The sequence below is a fragment of the Sphaerisporangium rufum genome, from assembly GCF_016863395.1.
Lineage (GTDB): Bacteria > Actinomycetota > Actinomycetes > Streptosporangiales > Streptosporangiaceae > Sphaerisporangium > Sphaerisporangium rufum.
The window spans coordinates 35407-55430 of record NZ_BOOU01000001.1; the positions used below are offsets into that span (position 1 = coordinate 35407).

The following is a 20024-nucleotide window of genomic DNA, read 5'->3' on the forward strand; positions in this document are numbered from 1 at the left end:
TCAGATGTCCCCCCACTTGACCCCGGTGACGAACACCGACCACTCGTCATCGGGGCAGGCGAGGGCGGCGCCGCCTCCGGTGCTGTCCCGGACTCCGCGAACTCCGGTCGTGGTCGATGCGACCTCCACGCACTCCCCGGAGTCCGAACTGAACGTGCTCTTACGCCACTGTGCGCCTTGGAGATCATTCACCTGGCTTCACCGCTTCCTCGATGAGGTGGAGTGACCTGCCGGACGGGAGCGCTTCGGCCCGGAGCGCGTCGTACCGCCGGGTCAGCTCCCTGATCAGGTGCCGTTCGATCACGGTTCGCCCGAAAGGTTGCGCATCGGTGTACGCGGCATACGGATAACCGTCCCGTTCGGCGATGATGAACCCGCCGGCCAGCCCGCAGTGCGCCCTGACCGTGCGTGGCACGATCTGAAGGGTGATCTCCGGGCGGCGAGCGAGCTGGATCAGGTGCGCCAACTGCTCTCGCATCACCTCTATATCACCGATGACGCGATAGAGCACGGCCTCATCGAGCAGGACGAGCAGCGAAGGCGGCCTGCCGCGGCGGAGGATCGCCTGTCGCCGCGTCAGCGGGGCCGAATGCCGGAGGACCGGCGGAGACAAGCACGCATGTGCCGGCCGGTTCACCCTGGACATGGTCCGGGCGCATCCGGAGCGGCTCGCGGCCGAGACCGGAGAGCGGTCCGGGGAATGGCGCATCGGCATGTACAGCGACCGATCCGGCCGATGAGAGAGCCGCCGCCGCTCTGCCGGTCGTGCCGGGCGGGTCAGGAGGCGGAGGCGGTGAGCAGGGTGGCGGTGGGCAGGACGGTGGCGAACTCGCCGTGGTGCAGGCTGGCGGCGGTGGCGCGGGTGAGGTCTTCGGCGGTGACGACCTCGCCGTCCGGACCGGTCGCGTCGAAGGTGTGCATCGCGTCGATGACGAACAGCACCCGATAGCCGAGGTTGCCGGCCATCCGGGCGGTGGTCTCGCAGCACATGTTGGTCTGGACGCCGATGACGACCAGTTGCCCGATGCCGCGGGCGCGCAGCCAGGCGTCCAGGTCCGGGGCGCCGTAGAAGGCGGAGTTCACCGACTTGGTGACCAACAGGCCGGGCTCCTCGGGGCCGAGCGCGGCGAGGACCTCGGCCCGCACGGCGTTGCCCGGGCACTCGGGCCGCAGCGGCGATCCCGGGCTGGTCGAGTCGTGCCGGACGAGCACCACCGGCCGTCCCCTCGCCCGCCACTCGCGGATCACGGCCACGATGTTGCGCTCGGCGGCGGGGTTGTCCCGCCGACCCCAGTACGGGTCGTCGAAGCCCTGTTGCACGTCCACGACGATCAGTGCGGCGTCGTCGTCGAGCTGGATCTCGGTCATGACCCTATTCTTCATTCTTCATTCTTCATTCTTCGTTCCTCGCCGCCGGGCCCCGTCCCGGCTGACGATCATCGGACCGCGCCGGCGGAGTCCCGCCGGGCGTTCGCCCATGCCTGACGGCGACCGGCGGCCGCCGAGGTCACTCGCCGGCGGTGCCGTCGATGGCCTCGCGGATGAGGTCGGCGTGCCCGTTGTGCCGGGCGTACTCGTCGATCATGTGTACCAGCACCCAGCGCAGGGTGTAGGACCGACCGGCGGTCGGGTGGTCCCCGCCGGCCGGGACGGTGCCGACCGCGTCCAGCGGGCGCTCGGCCGTGATGCGCCGGGACCGCTCGACCTGCTCGCGCCATAGGGCCAGCGTCGCCGCCCCGGTCGCGGCGGCGACGTTGTTGAAGTCCTCGTCGGCGTCACCGGTGGCGGTGTACAGGCTCCCGCGCCAGTCGTCGGCGATCACCGCCTGGAAGTACCAGCGCTCGACCCCGGCCAGGTGTCTCATCAACCCGAGCAGGCTGAGGTTGGAGGACGGCACCGCGCGGCGCCGGAGCTGCTCGTCGGTCAGGCCCGCGCACTTGCGGGCCAGCACCTCGCGGTGCCAGTCGAGGAAGGTGTCCAGCATCGCACGCTCATCGGCGTCCGGAGGGAGCATGAGCCGTTGATCGATCACAAGTCCGGATCGTAGAGGTTTTCGCGCGGTCAAGCCGGGGAGCGGCCGGGGCGGGTCGTTAGCATGTTGGCTCGCGAGAGGCCGGGGAGGCGGGATGACGGGCACGGAGACGACCGAGGCGGTGGCCGAAGCGGGCCCCGGCGCCCGGCCGGTGCGCGGCGGGCCGCAAACGTTCCTGCGGGCGCACCTGGTGTTCCTGGTGGCGCTGGCCGCCGGGGCCGCGCTACGGCTGCTGGCGATGCTCGGGTACCGGCCGGCGCTGTGGTTCTGGGCGGACTCGCTGGTGTACGTCCAGGCCGCGCTGGAGGTGCATCCGCTGGAGTCGCGCCCGTCGGGTTACCCGTTCTTCCTGTGGCTGCTGCGCCCGCTGGAGTCCTTCACCGCCGTGGTCGCCGTCCAGCACCTGCTGGGGCTCGGCATGGCGGGGTGCGTGTACGCGGTGCTGCGCCGCCGCGCCAGGCTGCCGGGCTGGGGGGCCACCCTGGCCGCGCTCCCGGTGCTGCTCGACGTGCACATGGTGCAGCTGGAACATCTGATCATGGCCGACCTGTTGTTCGCGTTCCTGGTGACGGTCGCGGTGACCGTGCTGCTGTGGCGGGACCGGCCGGGGGTGTGGACGACGGTGGGGGTCGGCGTCCTGCTGACCGGGGCCACACTTGCCCGCACGGTCGGGCTGGCGGTGCTGGCCGTCGTGGTGGTGTGCCTGCTGCTCGCCCGGGCGGGGTGGCGGCCGGTGCTGGCGTGCGCGCTCACCGCCGCGGTGGGGCTCGGCGGGTACGCCGTCTGGTACCGCGCCGACTACGGCACGTTCGGCCTCGGGCAGAGCAACCTGTGGCTGTGGGCGCGGACGATGAGCTTCGCCGACTGCGCGGTGATGCGTCCGGCCGGCGAGGAGCGGCGGTTGTGCCCGGACGAACCGGTGGCCGCTCGGCCCGCTCCGCCGGTCTACATCTGGGACGCGGACTCGCCGATCGCCGGCGTCGGCAAGGACGCCGACCGGGAACGGCTGTCCGGCGCGTTCGCCAAGCTGGCGATCCGATCGCAGCCGGCGGACTTCCTGCGCACCGGCCTTGGCGACGCGCTGTGGAGCTTCGAGTGGACCCGGCGGGTGTATCCGGCGCCCGGCCCGCAGAGCGCGTACGTCTTCCCGGCTTCGGTGAAGCCGTTCACCGGCAAGACCGCCTCCGCCGGGCGCAGCGCGCCCGAGCTGACCGCCGCCTACCAGGGCGTCCGGGCGGACACTTCGGTGGTGGCGCCGTACGCGGGGTGGTTGCGGGCCTACCAGGAGCAGGGCTATCTGCGCGGTCCGTTCCTGGCCGCGATCCTGCTGGCCGGGCTGGCCGGCGTTCTCGCGCGGTGGCGGCGGCTGGGCGGGCCGGTGCTGCTGCCGTGGGCGGTGGCGATGACGTGCCTGCTGCTGCCGCCGCTGATCGCCGCCTTCGACCACCGGTACGTGCTGCCCGCCGTCCCGGTGGCCTGCCTGGCGGCGGGCCTGGCGTTCGCCTCCCGGAATAGATCGGCTTGACGCTGGGTGACACCGCCGGCACCTGCAGCGATGCACCGAAACATGACCTAGGCTCACCTCTCCCGCGCGTCTAAGCTTCCGGCCATGGACGACCGAGAGCGATACGACCGGGCCACCGCGGATCTCGACCCGCCGTTCGCGGTCGTCGACCTGGACGCGCTGCGGGCCAACGGTGCGAACATGGCGCGGCGGGCCGGCGGCAAGCCGATCCGGGTGGCGAGCAAGTCGATCCGGTGCCGGGCGGTGCTGGAGCGGGTGCTCGCGATGGACGGGTTCGCCGGGATCATGGCGTTCACCCTGCCCGAGGCGCTGTGGCTGGTGGGGGCGGGCTTCACCGACGTCCTGGTCGCCTACCCCACGGCCGACCGGGCGGCCCTGGCCACGCTGGCGGGCGATCCGCGGGCCGCGCGGGAGATCACCTTGATGGCCGACCACACCGACCAGCTGGATCTGGTGGACCGGGCGGTGGCCGGCGTGCCCGCCCGCCAAGAGATCCGGATATGTCTGGACATTGACGCGGGGTTCGTCGCGCTCGGCGGCCGGTTGCGGGCCGGGGCGCTGCGCTCGACGATCCGCGAGCCGGCGCAGGCCGCCGCGCTGGCCGCCGCGGTGGCCGGGCGCCCCGGATTCCGGCTGGTGGGCCTGATGGCCTACGAGTCGCAGATCGCCGGGGTCGGCGACCGGGTGCCCGGCCCGTACGGGGTCGCGCTGCGCGCCGTGCAGGCCCGCTCCCGGCGGGAACTGGCGGTACGCCGGGGCCGGATCGTCCGGGCGGTCCGCGAGGTGGCCGACCTGGAGTTCGTCAACGGCGGCGGCACCGGCTCGGTGGAGAAGACCGCCCGCGAGAAGATGGTGACCGAGGTCGCGGCGGGCTCCGGCTTCTACCACCCCCGGCTGTTCGACTTCTACCGCGGGTTCACCGGCCGCCCGGCGGCGATGTTCGCCCTGCCGGTGGTCCGGCGGCCCGCCCCCGGGGTGGTGACGGTGCTCGGCGGCGGCTACCACGCCTCCGGCGCCCCCGGCGCGTCCCGGCTCCCGCAGCCGTACCTGCCGGCCGGGCTGCGCTACGACGCCAGGGAGGGCGCGGGCGAGGTGCAGACGCCGTTGCTCGGCGCCCCCGCCCGCGACCTGCGCGTCGGCGACCGGGTGTGGTTCCGGCACGCCAAGGCGGGCGAGCTGTGCGAGCGGTTCGACGCCCTGCACCTGGTGGAGGGCGACCGGATAGTCGCCACCGTGCCGACCTACCGCGGCGAGGGCCGGACCTTCCTGTGAACCACGGCCCGAGGCCGGACCACCACGCCGGCGTGCCGGCGGGCCTTCCGTGCTCTGGTGACCCGATCAGCCGCCCCGGGCAGGCCGCCCCGCGGCGCGAGGTGGTCGCCGTTCGGACCGGACCGATGGCCCGCCCCGGGTCAGCGGCGGCGGCGCCGCCAGAGCATGATGGTGGCGCCGAGCACCACGACGGCGCCCACGCCGATCAGCACCGGCGCCAGGCTCGCCGGCGGACGCTCGCCGGGGCGGCCGTCCTCGGCGCCCGGCTCGGCCGGGTGCGTGACACCGCCCAGCATGTCGCGCGCCGTGGCGACCAGGTGCTCGGCGTTGGCCTTCACCCGGGCCACCTGGCGTTCGGCGACGCGCCGGGGGCTGACCCGGTCGGCGATGGCGTCGACGGTGACGGCGAGCTCGGCCCGGGTGCGCTCGATCCGCCGTTCGAGCCCCTCGGGATCGGTGTCCGCCATTGACAGATCCCCTTTTCTCTTCCTGCCGGAGCGGGCCGTCCACGGCCCGCCACCACGTACGGCGATCAGTCTGTCAGGTCCGGCCACCGCCCGGCACGGCGGGCGGGCCGGTAAGTTGTCCCCGTGACACAGACGAGACTGGAGCCCGGCGACACCGCGCCCGACTTCACCCTGCCCGACGCCCGGGGAGAGCAGGTCGCGCTGAAGGATCTGCGCGGCCGGCGGGTCATCCTCTACTTCTACCCGGCCGCGATGACCCCTGGGTGCACCAAGCAGGCGTGCGACTTCCGCGACAGCCTGGACGCCCTGGCGGCCGCCGGGTTCGCGGTGCTCGGCGTGTCGAAGGACTCCCCCGCCCGGCTGGCGAAGTTCGCCGAGCGCGACGCGCTGACCTTCCCCCTGCTGTCGGACCCCGACCTCGAGGTGCACAAGGCGTACGGCGCGCACGGCGAGAAGACCATGTACGGGCGAACCACGGTCGGCGTGCTGCGCTCGACGTTCGTCATCGACGCGGAGGGCCGGGTGGAGAAGGCGCTCTACAACGTGAAGGCCACCGGTCACGTGGCCCGGCTGCGTAAAGATCTCGATCTCGCCTGATCGCTAGGGACGGCGCCCGCGGCTGAACTAGGATGGCCGCGCCGGAAAGGCCGGGGTCGTAGCCCAATGGCAGGAGGCACAGGTTTTAGGTACCTGACAGTGTGGGTTCGAATCCCACCGACCCCACGTACGCGGCCCGCGCGACGGCCCGGCGATCCGGGCCTCCGGACCACCTGGCCCGGGCGTCCGGTGCGGCCGTCACCGACGCGGCAGGAGGCGCCGACGTGAACGCCATGTACACCTTGAGCCCGGCGCCCAGCATCACGGGTGCCGCCCTCGCCGGTTCCGCCGCCGTCCTCTTCCCTCCGCTGGCGCCCGCCGCTCTGCTTCTGGGGGCCTGCGTGTCGCATCCCGGGCAGATCTGGGCCGCCGGCGCCGCGCTCGGCGACGCCCGGGACCTGGTGCGCGACGCGCGGGAGAAGATGACCGAGGCGGTGCGGCGGCACGCGGACGGCTGGCACGAGGCGGCCCGGGACGCCTTCGTGGACACCCGGCTGCGCCCCTACCAGGCGGTGCTGGACGAGGCCGCCGAGATGTTCGACAAGATGCAGGCGGTGACGTCCCGCCTCTCGTTGGGCTACGCGGTGGGCGGCCTGTCTTCGGTGCCGCTGGGCGCCCTGTGCCTCAGCGCGGCGGCGAAATGGAGCGTGCCGGGCGGGCAGGGCGTGGCCCTCACGGACACCGCGCTGGCGCTGGCGCGCGTGCGGGGGCTCGTCACCAAGCTGAACCAGCTCGTCAAGTTCGTAGCGGAGCTGCTCAACAAGCTGGTCCTGCGGCTGGTCCAGCTGATGAACTGGATCCTCAAGCTCATCAGAGCCGGCAAGGCCCCCCTCGCGTCACCCGAGGTGGTCGCCTGGGTGGCCAGGCCGGCCGGCTACGCCGGCATCGGAGCGTGGCCCTTGATGCTCAACAAGGGTCCGTCGGCACTGACCGGTGCCGTGCCCGACCTGGACCCGCCGCACGAGGTGCCCAAGGGATCGGCGGTACCGCCAGGCCACCGGGCGCCGACCGCGGCACAGCGCCGGGCGCTGGTCGACGTGCGCCCGGCCGCGCTCAAGGCTCTGGCGGCCGATCTGGACGACGTCGTGACCGGCCCGCTCAGCCGGGCGCAGGAGCTCTGCGCCGGCAACAAGGTCGGCACACCCGGGTTCGGCGCGATCGGCCTCCTCGGCCTGCACCAGGGGTTCCACCAGATGTGCGACCAGGCCGCCGGGCAGCTCGGCGAGTGCCGGGACACGGCCGGTAGCTGGCTGCCCGCGCTGCGCACCGCCGGCGGCAACTGGCTGGCCGTCGAGGAGGAGGTCACCGAGGACATCCGCCGGCGCGGCCGCTGATCGCCCCGGCACGCGACCACGGGCGCTCCGGCGGAACCGTGGCCTCCCGGCACCGGCAGGCCACGGGAGGCCGGGAAGACCGGCCGTACCGCCGCAAAGCATGGAGCCGCCTCCACGTGGTGGAGGCGGCTCGGCCATGTCAGCCCGCTGGGCATGGGGCGTCAAGGCGGGACGGGCGGGCGGGTCAGGGTCCGCCGGGTCACGCGGCATCCCCCCAGCCGCGCGACCCGGCTTTCCCCGACATCGCGATCTCCCTTTGCTCACCCGGAGGTGTGCTCCCAGGAACAACTATCGCTCACGGCCCGTAAGCGGGCTGTAAGCAGCGCATCTGGTACGTCAGGAGTCGTAGGGCGAGATCCGCCTCCAGGGGGAAAGGCGGTGAACTGGCGGAACGTAAAGTGGTGACGTGTTCGGCAGAATGCGCGCCTTCCGCGCCCGCCACCAGACGCTGGCGGACGCGCTCGTCGTGGTCCCGGTGTTCGCGCTCTGCCTGGTGATGATCTCTGATGACGCCGCCGCCGCCATGGGCGGCGGATGGGCCGGGTATGTGGCGCTGTCGGCGGCGCTGCTCGCCCCGCTGGGCTGGCGGCGCCACCGGCCGATCCTGGTGTTCGCCGCGGTGGCCCTGATCAGCTTCACGCAGTGGGCCGCCGGGTGCGCCGCGATCCCCGCCAACATGGCGGTGGTGGTCGCGATGTACGCGGTGGCCGCCTACCGCGATCTGCCGTGGGCGCTGGCCGCGGGCGCGATCAGCGAGCTCGGGATCGCCCTGGTCGTGCTGCCGCACGGCGGAGTGACGATGCCGGCCTTCGTCACCGGGTCGCTGGCGGTGATCACGGCATGGGTATCGGGCATCTACGCCAACATGCGCCGCCGCTACCTGGAGGGCTTGGAGGAGCGCGCCGAGCGGGCCGAGCGGGAGCGGGACCAGCGGGCGCGCATCGCCATCGCCGACGAGCGGGCCCGGATCGCCCGCGAACTGCACGATGTGGTCGCGCACAACGTCAGCGTCATGATCGTCCAGGCGGACGGCGCCGGGTACGCCATCGACAGCGACCCCGAACAGGCACGCGCCGCGGTGCGTACGGTGGCCGGCACCGGCCGGCAGGCGCTGGCCGAGATGCGGCGCCTGGTCGGCGTGCTTCGCGAGGACGATGATCGCCCTGAGGAGTACGCGCCGCAGCCGGGGGTGGCCGACCTGGACCGGCTGGTGGCGCAGGTGCGCCGGTCCGGGATGCCGGTGGAGTTCACCGTCAACGGAACGCCGCACGAACTGGCCGAGGGCGAGCAGCTGGTGATCTACCGGGTGGTCCAGGAGGCCCTGACCAACGCGCTGAAGCACGGCGGCCCGGGGGTGCGGGCGTCGGTCACCGTCGACCACGGTCCGGCGGAGGTGACGCTGATGGTGACCGACGACGGGCGCGGCGCCGCCGCGCCGCAGAGCACCGACGGGCACGGCCTGATCGGGATGCGCGAGCGGGTGGCGATGTACGACGGGAGCGTCCGGGCCGCCCCGGGCCCGGGAGGAGGTTTCCAGGTGAGCGTGCGGCTGCCGGTGAGCAGGGCGGCATGACCATCAGGGTGGTGCTGGTCGACGACCAGGAACTGGTGCGCGCCGGATTTCGGATGGTGCTCGGCGCCCAGCCGGACATCGAGGTGACCGGCGAGGCCGCGGACGGGGCGGCGGCGGTCGAGCTGCTCGGCTCGGTACCGGCCGACGTGGTGCTGATGGACGTGCGCATGCCCCGGATGGACGGGGTGGCGGCCACCCGCCGGGTGCTCACCCTGGACGACGCCCCCAAGGTGCTGATCCTGACCACGTTCGACCTGGACGAGTACGCGTTCGCGGCGCTGCGGGCCGGCGCCTCGGGGTTCCTGCTGAAGGACGTGCCGCCGTCCGACCTGATCAGCGCCATCCGGTCGGTGCACGCCGGGGACTCGGTGGTGGCGCCGAGCACGACCCGGCGGCTGCTGGAGCGCTTCACCGCGCAGCTGCCCGGCACACCGGTGGCCGAGCCGGCGGCCCTCGGCCGGCTCACCGCCCGGGAGCGCGAGGTGCTGGTGCTGGTGGGCCGGGGCCTGTCCAACGCGGAGATCGCCGAACGGCTGACGCTGGCCGAGGCCACCGTCAAGACCCACCTGGGCCGGGTCCTCGGCAAACTCGGCGTACGCGACCGCGCGCAGGCGGTCGTGTTCGCCTACGAGACAGGGCTGATCGCCCCGCTGGGCCGGGGCGGCTGACACCGGCCGGGATCGGCCGAACGGCCGATGCCCGCGTACCTCGGGAGTCGTACCCGGGTGGCCGGCCCGATGCCCAAGGACTGGCCGAGGTCCGTCCGCAGGTCTGGGGAAATGCGGCAGATGCGGCAATAGCGTGGTCTCCGCGGAACAGATCCGCAGGTCGGCGGGGTATCCGCGGGCCCGATCACTGCTTGAGGAGCCATACGTGACCGTCACCGGAGAGGCGTCCGGCCCGCGGACCGGCCCGGCCACCGTCGCCGTCGCCGCGCAGGGGGTGACCAAGGTGTACGGGACGGGCGACGCCGCCGTGCACGCGCTGCGCGGGGTGGACGTCGGATTCCACACCGGCGCGTTCACCGCCATCATGGGCCCGTCCGGCTCGGGGAAGTCGACGCTGATGCACTGCCTGGCCGGCCTGGACACCGTCACCTCCGGCCAGGTGCGCATCGGCGACACCGAGATCACCGGGCTGAGCGACAACGAGCTGACGCTGCTGCGCCGCGACCGGGTGGGCTTCGTCTTCCAGTCGTTCAACCTGCTGCCGACCCTCACCGCCGAGCAGAACATCCGCCTGCCGCTGGAGATCGCCGGCCGGCAGGCCGACCAGGAGCTCCTCGACCGGGTCATCCGGACCGTCGGGCTGCGCGACCGGCTCGGTCACCGCCCCGCCGAGCTGTCCGGCGGGCAGCAGCAGCGGGTCGCGGTGGCCCGCGCGCTCGCCACCAAGCCGCAGGTGATCTTCGCCGACGAGCCGACCGGGAACCTGGACTCCCGCAGCGGGGCCGAGGTGCTCGCCTTCCTGCGCACGTCGGTTCGCGAGCTGGGCCAGACGATCGTCATGGTCACCCACGACCCGGTGGCCGCCTCCTACGCCGACCGGGTGGTGTTCCTGCGGGACGGCCTGCTGGTCACCGAGGTGCTGCGGCCGACCGCGCAGACCGTGCTGGACACCCTGATGAAGCTGGAGGCGTGAGGTGATCCGCACCACGCTGGCCGGGTTGCGCGCGCACCGGCTCCGCCTGCTGCTGACCGCGCTCGCCATCACCCTGGGCGCCGGCTTCATCGCCGGGACCTTCGTGCTCACCGACAGCCTGCAGGCCGGGGTGACCCGGCAGGTGGCGGCGTCCGCCGACCGGGTGGACGTCGCCGTCCTGCCGCGCGCCGGACATGGGAAGCCGGGCGAGGCCGAGCTGGCCGCGATCCGCCGCACCGCCGGAGTGGCCGAGGCGCACGGCCTGGTCCGCGGGCCGGCCGCGCTGGTCGGCAAGGACGGCAAGGTGGCCGGTGACACCCCGACCACCGGGGTGTCGGTCGTCACCGGGCGGCTCGGCCGCACGGCGATGACCACCGGCCGGGCCCCGGCGGCGGACGGCGAGATCGCGCTGGACGAGAACACCGCCAGGACCCGCGGGTTCGCGGCCGGTGACACCGCCACCGTGCTGGACTCCGCCGACCGGCCGCACACCTTCCAGGTCGTCGGCCTGTTCGACGTGGGCGTCGACCAGGAACTCGCCTACACCGGCGCGGTGGGCTTCACCCCGGACGCCGCCCGCCGGATGACCGGGGAGAAGGGGTTCGCCGAGATCGACGTGGCGGCGGCCGGCGTGCCGCCGGAGCGGCTGAAGGCGGCCGTCACCGCGGCGCTGGGCGGCGCCGGGCACCGGGTGCTGACCGGGGACGAGCTCGCCGCGGAACTGGCCCGGGTGAACGGCGGCAACCTGGAGTTCCTCACCCTCGCGCTGCTGATGTTCGGCCTGGTGGCCATGCTGGTCGCCACTCTGGTGATCTACAACACCTTCAACATCCTGATCGCCCAGCGCACCCGGGAGATGGCGCTGCTGCGCTGCCTGGGCGCCACCCGCCGGCAGGTGTTCGGCTCGGTGCTGCTGGAGTCGCTGGTGGTCGGCGTGCTGTCCTCGCTGGCCGGCCTGGCCGCCGGGTACGGTCTCGGCGCCGGCGCGCTGCGCGCGGGCACCGCCTTCGGCCTGCAGAGCGCTCCGGTGGACGCCACGCTCACCCCGCGCACCATCGCGGTCGCGCTCGCCGTCGGCGTGCTCGTCACGGTGGCCGCCGCGCTGCTGCCCGCCCGGGCGGCCACCCGGGTGGCGCCGATCGCCGCGCTGCGGACGCAGAGCGAGGAGCGGGAGTTCCGCGCCGGGGCGGCCCGGCTGGTGATCGCCGGGCTGTTCCTGCTGGCCGGCGCCGGGGTCACCGTGGCCGGCACCCGGATGCCGCCGGGCGAGCAGGCGCTCTTCGTCGTCATGGGCGGCGGTGTCCTCATCTTCTGCGGCGTGCTGGTGCTCGGCCCGGTGCTCGTCCGGCCGCTGAGCGCGGTGGCCGGCTGGGCGCCCGCCCGGCTGTTCGGCGTCCCCGGCCGGCTCGCGGTGGACAACTCCCGCCGCCATCCGAAGCGGTCGGCCACCACGACGATCGCGCTCACCATCGGGGTGACCCTGATGACCACCCTCTCGGTGATCACCGCGACCACCCGGGCGACCTACACCGCCCAGCTGGACGAGCAGTTTCCGATCGACTACCTGGTCAGCGGGCAGTTCGGCCGGGCGGACGCCGGCGGGGCGCTGCCCCGGGAGATCGCCGCCACGCTGCGCGCCCGCCCGGAGCTGGCCTCGGTGACCCAGGTCCGGGGCGCCGAGGCACGGATCGGCGACGCCAAGGGCCGGGTGGTCACCTACCACGGGCCCTACACCGTGGACCTGATCCAGGGCGGCATGCGGGACTTCACCGCCGGCGGCGCGCTGATCGGCTCCAACACCGCCGACTCCCTCAAGCTCAAGCCCGGTGACACCCTCACGGTGACCACCGCGAAAGCTGGTGTCCAGCGGCTGAAGGTGGCCGGCGTCTACGAATCGGGCAAGGCGCTGGTGTCCGGCGTGGTGGTCCCGGAGGGGGCGTTCGAGACGTATTTCGGTCGGCTGGACGACGACCGCGTCCTCGTCGGCGCCCGGGACGGCGTCACCGCCGGCGACTCCCGCAAGGCGGTCGAGGCCGCCGTCGCGGCCTACCCCACCGCCAAGGTGGTCAGCACCACCGAGGTCCGCGGCGAGTTCGACCAGGCGCTCGACACGGCCCTGGCGGTCGTCACCGGGCTGCTGGGGCTGGCGATCCTGATCTCGCTGATCGGCATCGCCAACACCCTGAGCCTGTCGGTGCACGAGCGGACCCGCGAGTCGGCGCTGCTGCGCGCGCTGGGGCTCACCCGCCGCCAGCTTAAGCGGATGCTGTCGGTGGAGGCGCTGGTCCTGGGCCTGATCGGCGCGATCGTCGGCGTGGTGCTCGGCACCGCGTACGGCTGGGCCGCGAGCCGGACGATCGCCACCGACGTGCTGTTCCGACTGCCGGTCGGCCAGGTGGCGCTGTTCGTGGTGCTCTCCGGGCTGGCCGGCGTGCTCGCCGCGGTACTGCCCGCCCGGCGGGCCGCCCGCGCCTCGGTCGTCGGCGCGCTGGCCGCAGACTGACCCGGCGGCGGTCCCGGTCGGGCGGCCGGGTCGGGCATCCCTGCCGGGCCGATCCGGCCGCCCCCGGGCGCAGGCGGATCCGGGGGCGGGCCCGGGCGCGGGCGGACCCGAGGTCGCGGGCGGCCGATCCGGCGATGCGGCGACCGCCGCCGGACCGGGCGGTCAGCTGACCTGGACGGTGATGGTGTGCCAGCCGGTGGCGCCGTCCGGGGCGGGCGGCGCCTCGGCCTGCGGCTGGGTCCGGCCGGCGGCGTCGGTCGCCCGTACCTGGATGGTGTGCCGGCCCGGCGTCGCCTGCCAGTCGTCGAGCACCCACTGGCGCCAGGTGTCCGGCCCTGGCACGTCGGCCAGCCGGGCCGGGCGCCACGGCCCGGCGTCCACGCTCACCTCGACGGCGTCGACGCCGCGGTGCTGGGCCCAGGCCACCCCGGCGACGGTCGTCCGGCCGGCCGGGACGGTGGCCCGGTCGCGCGGCAGGTCGATCCGGGACTGGGTCTTGATCGGCCCGCGCGGCGCCCAGCCGCGCGGCGTCCAGTACGCCTCGTCCCGGTCGAACCGGGTGACCTTGATGTCGGTGACCCACTTGGTGGCCGACACGTAGCCGTACAGGCCGGGGATCACCTGGCGCACCGGGAAGCCGTGCGACACCGGCAGCACCTCGCCGTTCATCGCCACCGCGAGCAGCGCGTCCCGGCCGTCCAGCGTGACGTCCACCGGCGTGCCGCAGGTCCAGCCGTCGTCGGAGGTGGACAGCAGCATGTCGGCGCCGGGCTGGATGTTCGCCTCGCGCAGCAGGTCGGCCAGCCGGGCGCCCAGCCAGCGCGCGTTGCCGATGTAGGAGCCGCCGACCTCGTTGGACACGCAGGTCAGCGTGACGTCGGCCTCCACCAGCGGCCGCCGAAGCAGGTCGGCGTAGGTGATCTCGATGGGCCGGCCGACCATTCCGTGGATCTTCAGCGTCCAGGCCCGCGGGTCGACCTGCGGGACGACGATCGCGGTGTCCACCCGGTAGAAGTCGCGGTTGGGCGTGACGAACGGCGCCAGGCCGCGGATCCGCAGGTCGGCGCCGCCCGGCAGCGCTCGGGCCGGCCGGGCGGCCGGCGGCAGCGCGACGGTGGTCCGCGCGGCCTCGGCGACCGACCGGCCGCCGAGCGCCCGCCCGGCCAGCCCGGCCGCGCCGGCCACCACGACCCCGGTGACCGCTCCGGTCAGCAGCCCGCGCCGGTCCAGGTCCCCTGGCCGGGCCCGCATCACCGCCGGCCGCTCCGCCCCGCCTCCCCCGGCCGGTACGGTTCCGGCGGCCAGGGCGGGTCCGGCGGCCGGGTCCGCCCCGGCAACCGCGCCCGCGCCGAGCTCCGTGCCGGTTCCGGCGACCCGGGATGGTCCGCCGGCCGGCGACGGGGCCGATACCCCGCCATCCGCGGCCGGCGGTTCCGGACGGGGTTCGGCCGGCCGCGGGGACGACCACTCCGGCTCCGCGGCCGGCCAGGCGCGGCGCAGCAGCGGGACCAGCGCCCAGGCCGCCACCGCGCCGCCGGCGATGGAGGGCAGCACGTCCAGCAGCGCCGAGTCCGGCCGGCTCACCGCGGCGGCCACCCCCACCGCGCCGAAGGCCGCGAAGCCGAGCCGGGCGAGGCCGGGACGCCGCCGGCCGAGCACGCCCAGCCCGGCGGCGATCAACACCAGCACCACCAGGATGCCGCCGACCAGCACCGTCTTGTCGTTCGTGCCGAAGGTGCGGATCGCCCACTCCTTCAGCGGCGCGGGCGAGGAGTCCACCGCCACACCGGCCACCACCGTCACCGGGGACGCCTTCGGCGCCAGCGCCCCGGCCACCAGCTCGGCCACCCCGAGCCCGGCGGCGCCCGCCACCAGCCCGATGACCGCCGCCGCCCATGCCTGCCCGCGCGGGCGTACCTCGTTGTCCGTCACACCCGGCACGCTACGCCCGAACCCGCCCCCCGGTTCTTACGACCCGGTTACGCCGCTCCAGGCCACGGCCGGCGTCCGCCTCCGGCCGCCTGGAAAGTTCAGCCCTTCCACTCTGATCGTGTCCGACACGATTACGAGGATGTCGCGCTTCTATCGGTCGGCACGGAAGCATCGCATCGGGCGGGCGCACGCCCTCCATGTGGTGCGATCCGGACCACCGGTCGTGGTTCCGGCGGCAGATCCGAGGCTGGAGGACCGATGGGTGTGGATCGGCCCGGACGACCGGGGGATCGAGCTGGAGGTGATCGGCATTCTCGCCGAGAAGTACCTGGTGATCTTGCACGTGATGCCGACCGCACTAAGGAGGAAGAAGCCATGACCGAGCACGAGGCGAACCGGCCGCCGGAGGACATCGAACTGGTCGTGGACGACGACTCCGAGATCGACGACTTCGAAGAGGTCCACGACCGGAAGGGCAACCGGATCGACGCCGAGTACGTCGCCCGTGCCGTCGAGGATGTCCATCGTGCCATCGACGCCGGCCAGGTGCCCGTGCCGACCGGGCGCGCCGGTCGCCCTTCACTGACCGGCGGGACCCACTCCCCGCGGGTGTCGTTCCGCCTCCCCGACGAACTGCGCGAGCGTGCGACGTCCCGCGCCGCGCAGGAGGGCAAGACCGTTTCGGCCTTGGCCCGAGAGGCCTTCGAGCGGTTTCTCCGCGCGGGCTGATCACAGCCATGATCGCGTGACTGTCGTCACGGCCGATCATCGGCCGGCGGCCGCGATGCCCAGGCCGTCGAGGAGCGTCCGGAGGCCGAACTCGAAGATCTGGTCGAGGTCGAAGTCGTAGCCGCCGGGGCCGAGCTCGCCGATCAGCCGGGCGAGCAACGGCGCCCGCCCGGCGGCCAGCACCGCGTTCATCGACCCGCCATGGCTGCCGAGCCACTGGTCGCCGGACAGGCCGGTGGCCGACATCGCCTGGGTCTCCCGCTCGACGTGCACCGCGAGTCCCTGTACGTAGGCGTAGAGCGTGATCTCGATGGTCAGCACGCGCGCCGGGTCGAGACCGAGCCCGTCCAGCGCGATCAGCATCTGCTCGCCGTGCCGGACCACGCCGGGCAATGGGAGCGGACGCCCCAGCGGGGCCAGGTGGGCCAGCCAGGGGTGCCGCCGGTAGATCCGCCACAGCGTGCGGGCGGCCCGCTCCAGCCGCTCCCGGCGGCCGAGCGGCCCGCCCGGATAGCGTTCCTCGCCGTAGGCGAGGTCCGCCATCGTCCGCACCAGGTCGTCCCGGCCGCGCACCTGCCGGTGGACCGCCGCCACCGGCACGCCGAGCCGGGCGGCCACCGCCCGGACGGTCACCGCGCCGATCCCTTCCGCGTCGGCGACCGCGATCCCCTCGCGCACGATCCGCTCCCGGGTCGGCGCCAACCCGCCATGACGCCGCCTCGGCGCGGCGCGGGTGGCCGCCACCACCGTCCCGGACCGGGGCCTCCCCTCCACCAGCCCTTCCTCCTTGAGGACGGCGAGCGCCCGCACCGCGGTGGCCAGGGCGACCCCGAAGTCGCGGGCGATCGCCCGGCTGGACGGCGTCCGATCACCGGGGGCGAGTTCACCGCACTCGATGCGCCGGCGAATCTCGGCGGCGATCCGCCGGTAAGGTGCCTCCATCAGCGGCTGTCCTAGAACAGATGGGCCGGTCAGGGTCGGATCTGTTCTAGCACAGTCGCGGGTTTCCGCACCGGTGGGACTACCAAGGACCCATGACCTCCGTACTCATCTCCGGCGCGAGCGTCGCCGGCCCCGCCCTGGCCTTCTTCCTGCGCCGGCACGGCTTCGCCGTCACCGTGGTGGAGCACGCCCCCGCGCCCCGTCCCGGCGGCCAGGCGATCGACGTGCGCGGTGTCGCCCTCACCGTCGTCGAGCGGATGGGGATCCTCGACGACGTGCGCCGGCACCGCACCCGGATGAGGGGCATGTCCATGCTCGACGGCGACGGCCGCGAACTGTGGCGCTCCACCGAGGTGGCGCTGTCCAGCGGGCGGCTGGACGGCGACGACGTCGAGCTCCTCCGCGAGGACCTGTGCCGGCTGGTCCACGACCGGACGAAGGACGACACGGAGTACCTGTTCGGCGACTCGATCACCTCGCTCGACCAGGACGGGCGGGGCGTGCGGGTCACCTTCGAGCGGGCGGCCGCGCGCACCTTCGATCTGGTGGTCGGCGCGGACGGCCTGCACTCCAACGTCCGCCGCCTGGCGTTCGGTCCCGAGCCGGAGTTCGTGCACCACCTCGGGACGTACCTGTCGATCTTCTCCATGGCCAACGAGCTGGGCCTGCGGGACTGGCAGACCTGGTTCGACGACGGGGACATCGGTGGCGCCGTCTATCCGGTGCGCGACAACTCCGAGTTGCGGGTCAACCTCGGCTTCCGCGCCGAACACCCCATCTCCTACGACCACCAGGACGTCCAGGCGCAGAAGCGGCTGGTCGCCGAGCGCTGCGCGGGCGGGCGCTGGGAGGTGCCCCGGCTGCTGGCGGCGATGTGGGAGGCGCCGGACTTCTACTTCGACTCCATGGCCCAGGTGCGCATGGAACGCTGGTCGGCCGGCCGGGTGACGCTGCTCGGCGACGCCGGCCACTGCGCCTCGCCGCTGTCCGGCCAGGGGACGAGCATGGCGCTGGTCGGCGCGTACGTCCTGGCCGCCGAACTGGCCCGCGCCGGCCACCAGACCGCGTTCGCCGCCTACGAGGAGCGCATGCGACCGTGGGTGGCAGGCAACCAGGCGCTCGCGTTCAGCAATCGTGACCATGCGGGCGAGACGCCACCGGGGCAGAGCCCGCTGGACGAGGTGAAGAACGCGATCCACCTGCCCTAGCCGGCCGCCGCGACCGGGTCACCCGGCGAGGAGGGCGTGGAGGGTGGGGACGAGGGCGCGGAAGGCGCGGCCGCGGTGGCTGATGGCGTCCTTCTCGCCGTCGCCGAACTCGGCCAGGGTGCGCGGCTGGCCCTCCGGAACGAAGATCGGATCGTAGCCGAAGCCACCGGTGCCCCGCGGCGTGAAGATCACCGAGCCGGGCAGCGCGCCCTCCACGACGCGCTCGGCGCCGGACGGCAGCGCGGCGGCCGCGGCGCAGGCGAAGTGGGCCCCGCGGCGGCCCTCCGGGACGTCGGAGATCTGGCTGAGCAGCAGCCGCAGGTTGGCGGCGTCGTCGCCGTGCCCGCCGGACCAGCGGGCCGAGAAGACACCGGGCATGCCGTTCAGCGCGTCCACGCAGAGCCCGGAGTCGTCGGCGACGGCGGGCAAGCCGCTGGCCGCGGCGACCGCGTGCGCCTTGATCAGGGCGTTCTCGGCGAAGGTGAGGCCGGTCTCGGCGATCTCGCCGATCTGCGGGAACTCCTCCAGCCCGACCAGCTCGATCTTCTCGTCGGCCTCGGCGAGGATGCGGCGCAGCTCGGCGATCTTGCCAGGGTTGCGGGTCGCCAGGACGACGCGGGAGGTGCCGGACATGCCACGGCCTTTCGCTGGTGGGTGGAATCGGATCGGCCGGCCGGTCACCAGGACGGACCGGCCGGGACGAGCGGCCCCGGCCGGAAGCGGCCGTCGCCGGGACGGCCGGGAGCGGCCGGCATGGCGGCCGTCGCCGGGGCGGCCGGGTCAGGTCGGGTCAGGCCAGGGCCTGGCGCTGCAGCTCGGTCAGCTCGACGCAGCCGGCGGCGGCCAGGTCGAGCAGCGTGTCCAGCATCGGCCGGCCGAACGGCACGCCCTCGGCGGTGCCCTGCACCTCGACGAACTCCCCGGCGCCGGTCATCACGACGTTCATGTCGATCTCGGCGGCGACGTCCTCGGTGTAGCAGAGGTCGAGCAGCGGGGTGTCGCCGACCACGCCCACCGAGACGGCGGCCACCGACCCGACCAGCGGGTCGCCCGGGCACATCCGGCGCTTTCGCATCCAGGCGACCGCGTCGGCCAGCGCGACGTACGCGCCGGTGATGGCCGCGGTGCGGGTGCCGCCGTCGGCCTGCAGCACGTCGCAGTCCAGCACCACGGAGTTCTCGCCGAGGGCCTTGTAGTCGACGCAGGCGCGCAGCGACCGCCCGATCAGCCGGGAGATCTCGTGGGTGCGCCCGCCGATCTTGCCGCGCACCGACTCGCGGTCGCCGCGGGTGTTGGTGGCGCGGGGCAGCATGGCGTACTCCGCGGTCACCCAGCCAAGGCCGCTCCCCCGCCGCCAGCGGGGCACCGAGTCCTGGACCGAGGCCGCGCACAGCACCTTGGTGCCGCCGAACTCCACCAGGACCGAGCCCTCGGCGTGGGCGAGCCAGTTCCGGGTGATCTTCACCGGGCGGAGCCGGTCGGGACTGCGTCCGTCTGCGCGTGCCATGTGCCTCACCTTAGGTCATAGACGGCCCCGCTCCGCGCCAGTTCGATGGGGCCTTCGAACCCGCCGCGCCGGGCGTCGCCGAGGATCTCCGCGGGGTCGTGCCAGGGCACCAGGTGGGTGAGCACCAGGGTGCCCACGCCGGCCCGGGCGGCGTGCTCGGCGGCCTGCCGGCCGTTCATGTGCAGGCCCTCCGGCAGGCCGGGGCGGTCCGGCCAGGACGCCTCGCACAGCAGGATGTCCGCGCCGGCGGCGAGCTTCACCAGCTCGGCGCACTCGCCGGTGTCGGCCGAGTACGCCACCGAGCGCCCGCCGTGCGAGACGCGGAAGCCGTAGGTCTCCACCGGGTGGTTCATCGGCGCGACCGTCACCTCGAGCGGCCCGGCGGTGAAGGTGCCAGGGCTCAGCGGGCGGAAGTCGAACGCGGTGGACAGGCTCGGCTCGTCGCTCATGCCGTACGCGGCGGCCAGCCGGGCCGGCGCCTCACGGGGGGCGTACACCGGCAGCCGGGGCAGCGGCCCGTGCGGGGTGTAGGTGCGGACCACGTGGTAGGAGCACATGTCGAGACAGTGGTCGGCGTGCAGGTGCGACAGGCAGACGGCGTCCACGTCGTACAGGCCGATGTGCCGTTGCAGCGCGCCCAGCGAGCCGTTGCCGAAGTCGAGCAGCAGATGGAAGCCGTCGGCCTCCAGCAGGTAGCACGACGAGGGGCTGTCCGGTCCGGGGAAGCTCCCCGAGCACCCGATGATCGTCAGTTTCAACGCG

The 20024-nt window shown here is 73.9% G+C and carries 21 protein-coding genes and 1 tRNA gene; 12 read left to right on the forward strand and 10 right to left on the reverse strand.

Annotation, left to right across the window (positions count from 1 at the left end; genetic code table 11):
- The 4 genes from Sru01_RS00160 to Sru01_RS00175 form a co-directional block, all read right to left on the reverse strand.
- On the reverse strand, window positions 1-192 hold the full coding sequence (locus Sru01_RS00160; protein ID WP_203981722.1) for a DUF397 domain-containing protein: 192 nt from the start codon (window positions 190-192) through the stop codon (window positions 1-3).
- A complete protein-coding gene (locus Sru01_RS00165) occupies window positions 185-637 on the reverse strand; it encodes a DUF5753 domain-containing protein (RefSeq protein ID WP_203981723.1) in 453 nt (150 codons plus the stop codon). Before Sru01_RS00165 ends, Sru01_RS00160 begins: the two co-directional genes overlap by 8 nt.
- A 140-nt stretch (window positions 638-777) precedes the next feature.
- Entirely contained in the window at window positions 778-1368 is a 591-nt protein-coding gene (locus Sru01_RS00170) for a cysteine hydrolase family protein (protein ID WP_203981724.1), read from the reverse strand.
- Window positions 1369-1507: 139 nt separating this feature from the next.
- A complete protein-coding gene (locus Sru01_RS00175) occupies window positions 1508-2032 on the reverse strand; it encodes a DinB family protein (RefSeq protein ID WP_239136639.1) in 525 nt (174 codons plus the stop codon).
- A 94-nt stretch (window positions 2033-2126) separates the two neighbouring features.
- Here Sru01_RS00175 and Sru01_RS00180 point away from each other — a divergent pair, with 94 nt between their 5' ends.
- Window positions 2127-3557, forward strand: a complete 1431-nt coding sequence (locus Sru01_RS00180) for a hypothetical protein (protein WP_203981725.1) — start codon at window positions 2127-2129, stop codon at window positions 3555-3557.
- 84 nt (window positions 3558-3641) lie between these two features.
- Window positions 3642-4829: an amino acid deaminase/aldolase gene (locus tag Sru01_RS00185; RefSeq protein WP_203981726.1), complete on the forward strand. Its 1188-nt coding sequence runs from the start codon at window positions 3642-3644 to the stop codon at window positions 4827-4829.
- A 140-nt stretch (window positions 4830-4969) separates the two neighbouring features.
- Here the strand turns inward: Sru01_RS00185 and Sru01_RS00190 are convergent, their stop codons facing one another.
- Window positions 4970-5296 carry a DUF3618 domain-containing protein gene (locus tag Sru01_RS00190; RefSeq protein WP_203981727.1) on the reverse strand — a complete coding sequence of 109 codons (327 nt, stop codon included), beginning with the start codon at window positions 5294-5296 and terminating at the stop codon, window positions 4970-4972.
- A 123-nt stretch (window positions 5297-5419) separates the two neighbouring features.
- Between Sru01_RS00190 and bcp the strand changes: the two genes are divergently transcribed.
- The 7 genes from bcp to Sru01_RS00225 all read left to right on the forward strand — a co-directional run bounded on the left by bcp (window position 5420) and on the right by Sru01_RS00225 (window position 12944).
- On the forward strand, window positions 5420-5893 hold the full coding sequence (gene bcp, locus Sru01_RS00195) for a thioredoxin-dependent thiol peroxidase (RefSeq protein WP_203981728.1): 474 nt from the start codon (window positions 5420-5422) through the stop codon (window positions 5891-5893).
- A gap of 52 nt (window positions 5894-5945) precedes the next feature.
- A tRNA-Leu gene (locus Sru01_RS00200) sits at window positions 5946-6019 on the forward strand.
- 98 nt (window positions 6020-6117) lie between these two features.
- On the forward strand, window positions 6118-7227 hold the full coding sequence (locus tag Sru01_RS00205) for a hypothetical protein (RefSeq protein WP_203981729.1): 1110 nt from the start codon (window positions 6118-6120) through the stop codon (window positions 7225-7227).
- 406 nt (window positions 7228-7633) lie between these two features.
- Window positions 7634-8800, forward strand: a complete 1167-nt coding sequence (locus Sru01_RS00210; RefSeq protein ID WP_239136641.1) for a sensor histidine kinase — start codon at window positions 7634-7636, stop codon at window positions 8798-8800.
- Window positions 8797-9468, forward strand: coding sequence for a response regulator transcription factor (locus tag Sru01_RS00215; protein ID WP_203981730.1), 672 nt, complete (start codon window positions 8797-8799; stop codon window positions 9466-9468). The genes Sru01_RS00210 and Sru01_RS00215 overlap by 4 nt, the downstream gene beginning before the upstream one ends.
- A 205-nt stretch (window positions 9469-9673) precedes the next feature.
- The gene (locus Sru01_RS00220; protein WP_203981731.1) at window positions 9674-10441 is read left to right on the forward strand and encodes an ABC transporter ATP-binding protein; all 768 of its coding nucleotides are present in this window, start codon (window positions 9674-9676) and stop codon (window positions 10439-10441) included.
- Between the two features lies 1 nt (window position 10442).
- The gene (locus tag Sru01_RS00225; protein WP_203981732.1) at window positions 10443-12944 is read left to right on the forward strand and encodes an ABC transporter permease; all 2502 of its coding nucleotides are present in this window, start codon (window positions 10443-10445) and stop codon (window positions 12942-12944) included.
- A gap of 162 nt (window positions 12945-13106) precedes the next feature.
- Here Sru01_RS00225 and Sru01_RS00230 read toward each other — a convergent pair whose 3' ends face one another.
- Window positions 13107-14876, reverse strand: coding sequence for a molybdopterin-dependent oxidoreductase (locus Sru01_RS00230; protein ID WP_239136643.1), 1770 nt, complete (start codon window positions 14874-14876; stop codon window positions 13107-13109).
- 118 nt (window positions 14877-14994) lie between these two features.
- Here Sru01_RS00230 and Sru01_RS00235 point away from each other — a divergent pair, with 118 nt between their 5' ends.
- Both Sru01_RS00235 and Sru01_RS00240 read left to right on the forward strand, forming a co-directional pair.
- Entirely contained in the window at window positions 14995-15255 is a 261-nt protein-coding gene (locus Sru01_RS00235; RefSeq protein ID WP_203981733.1) for a hypothetical protein, read from the forward strand.
- Window positions 15252-15605 (forward strand): YlcI/YnfO family protein, encoded by a 354-nt coding sequence (locus Sru01_RS00240; RefSeq protein WP_203981734.1) that lies wholly within the window; start codon window positions 15252-15254, stop codon window positions 15603-15605. Before Sru01_RS00235 ends, Sru01_RS00240 begins: the two co-directional genes overlap by 4 nt.
- A 36-nt stretch (window positions 15606-15641) precedes the next feature.
- Here the strand turns inward: Sru01_RS00240 and Sru01_RS00245 are convergent, their stop codons facing one another.
- A complete protein-coding gene (locus tag Sru01_RS00245; protein ID WP_203981735.1) occupies window positions 15642-16547 on the reverse strand; it encodes a TetR/AcrR family transcriptional regulator in 906 nt (301 codons plus the stop codon).
- 92 nt (window positions 16548-16639) lie between these two features.
- Between Sru01_RS00245 and Sru01_RS00250 the strand changes: the two genes are divergently transcribed.
- Window positions 16640-17755, forward strand: coding sequence for an FAD-dependent monooxygenase (locus Sru01_RS00250; protein WP_203981736.1), 1116 nt, complete (start codon window positions 16640-16642; stop codon window positions 17753-17755).
- Between the two features lie 18 nt (window positions 17756-17773).
- On the opposite strand, the gene rdgB is transcribed toward Sru01_RS00250, so the two are convergent.
- The 3 genes from rdgB to Sru01_RS00265 all read right to left on the reverse strand — a co-directional run bounded on the left by rdgB (window position 17774) and on the right by Sru01_RS00265 (window position 20020).
- On the reverse strand, window positions 17774-18388 hold the full coding sequence (gene rdgB, locus Sru01_RS00255) for an RdgB/HAM1 family non-canonical purine NTP pyrophosphatase (RefSeq protein WP_203981737.1): 615 nt from the start codon (window positions 18386-18388) through the stop codon (window positions 17774-17776).
- A gap of 157 nt (window positions 18389-18545) precedes the next feature.
- Window positions 18546-19262, reverse strand: a complete 717-nt coding sequence (gene rph / locus Sru01_RS00260; RefSeq protein WP_203981738.1) for a ribonuclease PH — start codon at window positions 19260-19262, stop codon at window positions 18546-18548.
- Window positions 19263-19267: 5 nt separating this feature from the next.
- Window positions 19268-20020, reverse strand: a complete 753-nt coding sequence (locus tag Sru01_RS00265; RefSeq protein ID WP_203981739.1) for an MBL fold metallo-hydrolase — start codon at window positions 20018-20020, stop codon at window positions 19268-19270.
- Window positions 20021-20024: the final 4 nt, after the last annotated feature.